Origin of the sequence: Pannus brasiliensis CCIBt3594 (assembly GCF_036688125.1) — a bacterium.
Lineage (GTDB): Bacteria > Cyanobacteriota > Cyanobacteriia > Cyanobacteriales > Microcystaceae > Pannus > Pannus brasiliensis.
Genome location: NZ_JBAFSM010000099.1, coordinates 1 through 5,951, shown reverse-complemented (window position 1 = coordinate 5,951; position 5,951 = coordinate 1). Strand labels below are relative to the sequence as shown.

The following is a 5,951-nucleotide window of genomic DNA, read 5'->3' as shown; positions in this document are numbered from 1 at the left end:
ATACCAACCCTTACCGCTAAAAGATTCCAACCGCGAGAACGTACCTCATGTATCTGAGAAAGGCTGTAAGTGTTGTCTGGAGACTACAAAATTTTAGCCTCGTCCCACTCTGATGCGAGAAATCAGGAGTCAGGAGTCAGGAGTCAGGAGGCATGAGCTTTAGCCCCTAGCAATGTTTCGGATTTTCCTTTCGATCGCTCGCTTTCCTTCGATCGAACCCTAACTATAAACGTTTTCAGTTGAGTAAGTTGGGAGATGGGGAGGGCTTAACCCCTAGCAAAATTATTTCAACCGGTACTCGATCGAGCCGTCCGGATTGATTTTCCCCCGTACCTCTACCCTGTAAAAAAGCTCGTAAATCGCGATTAATCCCAGCGAGTAAATGAGTACGACGAGCGCACCGAACGCTAGATTCTTCCGCGTCACCCGAATCGTTATCGTGTCGATCCTATCGCTCAACTTCATCGATCGAACTCCCGCTACTTCCTGAATAACCGTAGTTTACCCGATTTTCTCTGGAAGCTATCGCCAAGCTCAGGCAGGTTTTACCGTAGATTTTCCTTTAGCGATCGACGATGAACTATCGATCGCATTTCTCCACCTTCACGCCGTTACAGCTTGCCTTATTCACTCTATCGACCACTTTTAAATAATTAAGAAAAAAGACAAAATAGGCGATCGTTACGGCGATCGATAGAATTACTAATCCCGTTTCTAATGGTGGTGTTTTCGGTAATTTCATCGGTTCCGTTTCCTCCACTCCCACGGTTCGATCGCTTGTCCATCCGAAAATAACCCGATCCGCTTCGATCGAGCCTCGTTCGCCTTCCGCTCGATCGAGTTCCAGATCGGACAGTCTTTTTTAAATCGATCGAATGCCCAAACCGTTCCCGCCCGTGTTTGGAGCCATTGCACCGCTCGCCATTCCTTACCATCCGGGATGTAGAGGATCGCGATCGTTCTGCCGTAGCGATCGACGTTCATTCGATCGATCCTTACTGGTTGGTTTTTGAGGATCGATCGAAGGTAGTCCCGCGAGGCTTCCCCGTATGCCTGCTTGAGTTCCGGCGCGTCGATACACGCGAATCGAATTCTTTCTCCCGTTGTACTCCGGCAGGTATCGCCGTCGTGACAGGATTCGATCGATACCGTTGTTTCGGGAATATTCGTTTTTGAATTTGACCTTAACCCGATGAAGAAAACCCCTAGCAAAATTGGGGCTAATAACAGGAATCTATTCACTTTCATCGGCTTAATTCGCGGGGAGATAGAGAACGAATGTCGGGCTTTGGCTCGTGCCGACGTTCCGACAGATAGGGGGATAGTTTTTAAGCGGGATATTTGAAAGGTTGTAATTATTCGTTCCGATCGAGAAATTTAAGTTATTTTCCCAGGGCGTTGTCGCGCTTTCCGTGAATCTCGCGAAACCGCACTGATTGACTGTCGCCCTTCGTCTCGTATTCGATCGCACGTAAATTGTATAGGGGACATTGGCGATCGGATTCTGGAAGTGGTAAAAGTTTCCTTCCGCATCCGTGAAAGCCCCGTCGTAAGGTGAGCCGGCACTCGTGCAAGCTGGATTTTGCACTACCGGGAGATCGGCAAGATTTAACGAATATGCTGGGCTATTGCTAACCTTCACGGTTATCGAGGTCGGTGGGACTAAGTTTTTAGAAACCCTTACCAATCCGCACGAATCGGTTAGATAAGCTCTCGGTTGGGTGCTGTCGATCGAGAGGTCGATCGAGCTTCCAGGTGTTAGCCCGCTCGCGTAAATTACATCTTTCCCGCCTTCGACAGTTTTCGTGATCGTCTGTGCCGATGCCATCGCGGGAAGGGTTAGCATCGTTAGCCAGATCACGAAACTGTAAAAGTTTATACTTTTCATGATTTTCATTATTGTCCTAACGGAACGGCGAAATAGGTTTTGTAGGTTCCGTTTACCTCGCGACAGACTGGAGGCCGAACCGTAGATGCTAATTGTGAGTATCGATATTGTTGTCCCTTGAAAACTAGATCTCCGTCGCCCGTTGGCATCGATATCAATCCGAATCCGCATCTATTGATCGCGGTAGATCTTATCCACGGTCTTCCTATTCTTGTAATATATTCTTCTTGAAATCCTAATCCCGTGACATATACGGTTTTCCTCTCTGGATTGTAGGAGTTTCCTACCGAGGGATACATTCCATCGCATTGGTACGAGTTTGTTAGTGGAAAATTTTTCCAGTCAATCGTTCCCCTACCATCGATTTCTAGGGTTGTGTCTCCCTCGATCTGCGTAATTCTGCCGACCCCGCAATTATCCGCTTTTCTCAGTGTATCGCTCCATCTTTTTCGGGGACCGATTATTTCCGCCGTTGTGTTCGGGCTTCCCGTGAGTACGATGAAGCAGTCGTTCGAGGTACAGGTTCGGTAGATTTCGTTTCCTTGAAACGGTGTCGATCGAGCGATCGGGCTACTTCCTAATCCGATAATCCCTAGCAAAATTAAAGTTTTTCGCATCTATTTTTCTCCAAAAAAAGAAGCCATCGATCAAATTTTATTGATCGATGGCTATTAATAATTAGGGTGCGGCTTCATAGCGTAGGTATACGGGGCTTGTCGAGCTTCCCACGTTCCGGCATAGCGGCGGATAGGTTTGACTGGTCATCGTTCCTAGCGTGTAGTTCGTCCCGTTGATCGCGAAACTGAAATCGTTTCCCCACGGGTTTCCCTCCGCGGGTTCCGCGAATCTGGCGATGCCGCACTGGTTGGCCGTCGCGTTGCGGTTGCCGTTGGCCGCTACTAAAACCGTGGCGGCCTGCGAGGGGGTGTAGCCTGAAAAATAGTAATTTCCGTTGGGGTCGCGTCTCGGCTCGCTGGAGGTTCCACCCGTCCACGGTGCTGTACTACCGTTACAGACGGGCGCGCCGGTTAAGGACACAGCGTTAGCGATCGATCGGGCCGTCCCGTTAATGTTGACACTGTTGGGTGTGGCTTGGTTGGCCGTCACCCGGATAATCCCGCAACTGTTCGCGAGGAGCGCGGTCGGCCTGCTCCCTCCCGTGGTCGTCAACTGTAGCGAGGTGTTCGGGGTAACGCCCCTCGCGTAGATCACATCCCGTCCGTTCTCGACGGTTTTAAAAACGGTCTGGCTTTTGGCTTCGGTCGCGATTAGTGATAGTCCGATCGCCCCGACCGCGGCCGCGATTAAGGTTCTCATAATGTCCCTACCTGATTGATAAGAGTCGTCGGCGGGATACTATACGTCACTTTTTTTAGCGGTCAACCGTGAAAACACGGAATACTCGATCGATCTCTCCCGTCAATTTGTTAATTTTTCTTTAATTTTCTGGAACGCCAACAACTAGAATTTTGACTTTCGTTAGTTGCGATTGCATTCGTGACCACTCGCGCCATACCGTCGCTTTCTGTCGATCGTAGGCTGACAATTCGGCTAGGTAACTTTCCGAGGTTCCCTGTCCGAATCGGTAGGAAACTAGGATAATCTGCATTCTCGCCCTATCCCTACGCGCTATCTCCTGTTGAATCTGAAAATCTCGCGCGATTTCTTCCATTTTTAACGTTTCTACTAATACGAGTTCCCGGAGTTTATTCGCCGCTTCCGCCCGGTTTCTCTGGAGTTCCGCGACCTTAATCTGTAGGTCTCCGATCGCGATCGATCGGGCCGCCGCGTCTCCCCCTCCCTGCAATCCCTGCCAGTTGAATAATCCCCCTAGCAAATCCCCGGCGAGGTTCCCCAGGACGTTCCCGAAAATCAGCGTCAGGGGATTGGTGACGATCGGCGCGGTTTTATTGAGTTTCGCGCCGGGGAAGGTTCCCGTTAGTAGCACTTGTAAAAATGGGGAGAAAGTCGAGACGTTAATGGTTTTGAGATTGTTCGATCGAGCCTCGGAGATTCGGTTTTCGGCTTCCTCGATCCGTGCGTCCATTTCTTTGAGAACTGGAGACTTAGATAGGGCTAAAGCTTGCAACTGCATGATACAGTTCTCCGAGGAGTCGATACAGGGTAGTTCACCCTTTAATTGAGTCCACACGTCCTCGGCGATTTTGTTCTCGATTAGCGAATCTAAATCCGGTCTGAGTAAGGGATTATCCTCGGTTTTCGGCGCGTCCGTGATCTCGCTCTCCACGGGTTCCTGTTCCGTGGGGATCGTCTGTTCGACCGGGGGCGGCGTGGGGGTGGGATTGGCGAGACTCGCTAGGGGGAATAGGGCGATCGATAGTGATGGTAATAAAGTTTTCATCTTATCCCTTTCCTCCATAACCACGGGGCGATCGGATTGGTAGATTTCCAGATACCTATTCCCCGCTCTCTCGCGCTCTGTTCCGCTCTTTTTAGCCCCATAAAATCCGAGCATTTCGAGGCGTATTGGGGATAGTACCAAGCGAGTCCCGCCGATAGTAACCGCTCTTGGATATTGGCGTTATCGACGTAGACGATCGAGGCGACGCGATTGAATCCCCCGTCACCCCGATCGATTACCTCTACTTCTCTCCCGATCGTTAGATCTCCAAGATAGTCCCGCGCCTCCTGTCCGAAAGGTTGATCGAGTTCGGGCGCGTCGATACAGGCCAGTCGTAAGGCTCTACTCTGGCAGGAGACCCGTAGGCTGTCGCCGTCGTGAATCCCGGTGATCTCGCACAGCCTCGGACCCGCGCTCGCTTTGGGTATTGCGGTGGTGGTGGTCGCCAAGGGCGCGCCGAAGGCGAACGAGAGAATGGATAGGGCGATCCAGATTTTTTTCATGAGGGAGATGGGGGAGATGGGGGAGGTGGGGGAGATGGGGGAGATGAGGGAGAGACTATAAACGTTTACAGTTGTTATTCGGGGATTAGGGAGAGAACAACTTTAATCGTGTTGTCGGATTGTTTCTCGATTTTTATCCGTTTAATTCTCCCCGCGAACGGCGATCGAACCTGGGCGATCGTCGATAGTTTCTCATCGATCGCCGATATCCGATCGTTTAGCTGGGATAGCTTAAATTCGCGCTCTAGATTCTGCTGGGAGACGGCGATCGAGGATTGGTTCGCTTCCTCGCTCTGCCTGGCGATGGCGACTTGATATTGATATTCCTCCCGATTTCTCTCTTCCTTCGCGGCCCTTAATTTCGCCTGCGCCACCTCCAAATCCGATCGGGCCGAGTCTACCGCCGCTTTTAAACCCTCGATCGATTCCCGCCGTCCCTGTTCGACCTGTTTGTATTCGGCCGCGCGGAAGTCGAATTCGGCTTGTTTCTGTTCCCAGTTCGATCGAACTTCCTTCAGCTTCTCGGTCTCGTGTTCGAGCATTTCGGGCGGGATTCCCTTAATTTGAGCGATAGCGTCGATCTTTTTCTGCTGTAACTCTACTTCCCGATACGCCTGCTCTACTCCCGCCTTCGCGAAATCCACGTTAGCCCGCGCCGTGATAAACGGGTCGCCGCTTAACGCGCCCTGATAGTTGCGTTGTGCCTGAGAGAATTTGAGTTCCGCCTGCTCGATCGTCGCCTCCTCGATGGCGAAATTGGCCGGGGGAAGTTCGCGGATCGGGGGCGCGACTTTTAACCGCGGGGGTGGGGTCTGCTCGATCTTGGCGATCGTTAGTAAGGTTTCCCGTCGTTCTCGGTTCAATCGGGTTCGATCTCCGTCCCGATCGGCGATTACCTGTCCTTTTCCCACTCGATCGCCTTCCCTCACCTTGAGGTCTTGCGGGTTAGCGATCGATAGCTCGATCTTCAATCGCCGGGGTGTAGCGCTCTCCGTTTTGCTAGGGGTTATCGTGATCTCCCCCCGGGGTTTCGATGTGGTTTGTGCCAGCGCGATCGGGGTGGTGAGTAGGAGGGCGATGAGGATCGATCGGTACATGGGAGTTAGGAATCAGGAGTCAGGAGTTAGGAATCAGGAGTCAGGAGTTAGGAATCAGGAGTCAGGAGTTAGGAATCAGGAGTCAGGAGTCAGGAATCAGG

The 5,951-nt window shown here is 51.5% G+C and carries 8 protein-coding genes; all 8 read right to left on the bottom strand.

Annotated elements, in window-relative coordinates; all coding sequences use genetic code 11:
• Positions 1–282 precede the first annotated feature (282 nt).
• The 8 genes from V0288_RS24745 to V0288_RS24710 all read right to left on the bottom strand — a co-directional run bounded on the left by V0288_RS24745 (position 283) and on the right by V0288_RS24710 (position 5,850).
• The gene (locus V0288_RS24745) at positions 283–465 is read right to left on the bottom strand and encodes a hypothetical protein (protein WP_332867873.1); all 183 of its coding nucleotides are present in this window, start codon (positions 463–465) and stop codon (positions 283–285) included.
• A gap of 115 nt (positions 466–580) precedes the next feature.
• Entirely contained in the window at positions 581–742 is a 162-nt protein-coding gene (locus tag V0288_RS24740; protein WP_332867872.1) for a hypothetical protein, read from the bottom strand.
• A complete protein-coding gene (locus V0288_RS24735; protein WP_332867871.1) occupies positions 739–1,248 on the bottom strand; it encodes a thermonuclease family protein in 510 nt (169 codons plus the stop codon). Before V0288_RS24735 ends, V0288_RS24740 begins: the two co-directional genes overlap by 4 nt.
• 4 nt (positions 1,249–1,252) lie before the next feature.
• On the bottom strand, positions 1,253–1,888 hold the full coding sequence (locus V0288_RS24730; protein WP_332867870.1) for a hypothetical protein: 636 nt from the start codon (positions 1,886–1,888) through the stop codon (positions 1,253–1,255).
• A 678-nt stretch (positions 1,889–2,566) separates the two neighbouring features.
• Positions 2,567–3,205 carry a hypothetical protein gene (locus V0288_RS24725; protein WP_332867869.1) on the bottom strand — a complete coding sequence of 213 codons (639 nt, stop codon included), beginning with the start codon at positions 3,203–3,205 and terminating at the stop codon, positions 2,567–2,569.
• 121 nt (positions 3,206–3,326) lie between these two features.
• Positions 3,327–4,250, bottom strand: coding sequence for a hypothetical protein (locus V0288_RS24720; RefSeq protein ID WP_332867868.1), 924 nt, complete (start codon positions 4,248–4,250; stop codon positions 3,327–3,329).
• Complete coding sequence (locus V0288_RS24715) at positions 4,247–4,753, bottom strand: thermonuclease family protein (RefSeq protein ID WP_332867867.1); 507 nt, start codon at positions 4,751–4,753, stop codon at positions 4,247–4,249. The genes V0288_RS24720 and V0288_RS24715 overlap by 4 nt, the downstream gene beginning before the upstream one ends.
• 74 nt (positions 4,754–4,827) lie before the next feature.
• Complete coding sequence (locus V0288_RS24710; RefSeq protein WP_332867866.1) at positions 4,828–5,850, bottom strand: hypothetical protein; 1,023 nt, start codon at positions 5,848–5,850, stop codon at positions 4,828–4,830.
• Between the last annotated feature and the right edge of the window lie 101 nt (positions 5,851–5,951).

Bases quoted from the DNA above. Each gene is read 5' to 3' on its own strand.
- V0288_RS24745 (WP_332867873.1), bottom strand. From the start codon at position 465: ATGAAGTTGAGCGATAGGATCGACACGATAACGATTCGGGTGACGCGG.
- V0288_RS24740 (WP_332867872.1), bottom strand. From the start codon at position 742: ATGAAATTACCGAAAACACCACCATTAGAAACGGGATTAGTAATTCTA.
- V0288_RS24735 (WP_332867871.1), bottom strand. From the start codon at position 1,248: ATGAAAGTGAATAGATTCCTGTTATTAGCCCCAATTTTGCTAGGGGTT.
- V0288_RS24730 (WP_332867870.1), bottom strand. From the start codon at position 1,888: ATGAAAAGTATAAACTTTTACAGTTTCGTGATCTGGCTAACGATGCTA.
- V0288_RS24725 (WP_332867869.1), bottom strand. From the start codon at position 3,205: ATGAGAACCTTAATCGCGGCCGCGGTCGGGGCGATCGGACTATCACTA.
- V0288_RS24720 (WP_332867868.1), bottom strand. From the start codon at position 4,250: ATGAAAACTTTATTACCATCACTATCGATCGCCCTATTCCCCCTAGCG.
- V0288_RS24715 (WP_332867867.1), bottom strand. From the start codon at position 4,753: ATGAAAAAAATCTGGATCGCCCTATCCATTCTCTCGTTCGCCTTCGGC.
- V0288_RS24710 (WP_332867866.1), bottom strand. From the start codon at position 5,850: ATGTACCGATCGATCCTCATCGCCCTCCTACTCACCACCCCGATCGCG.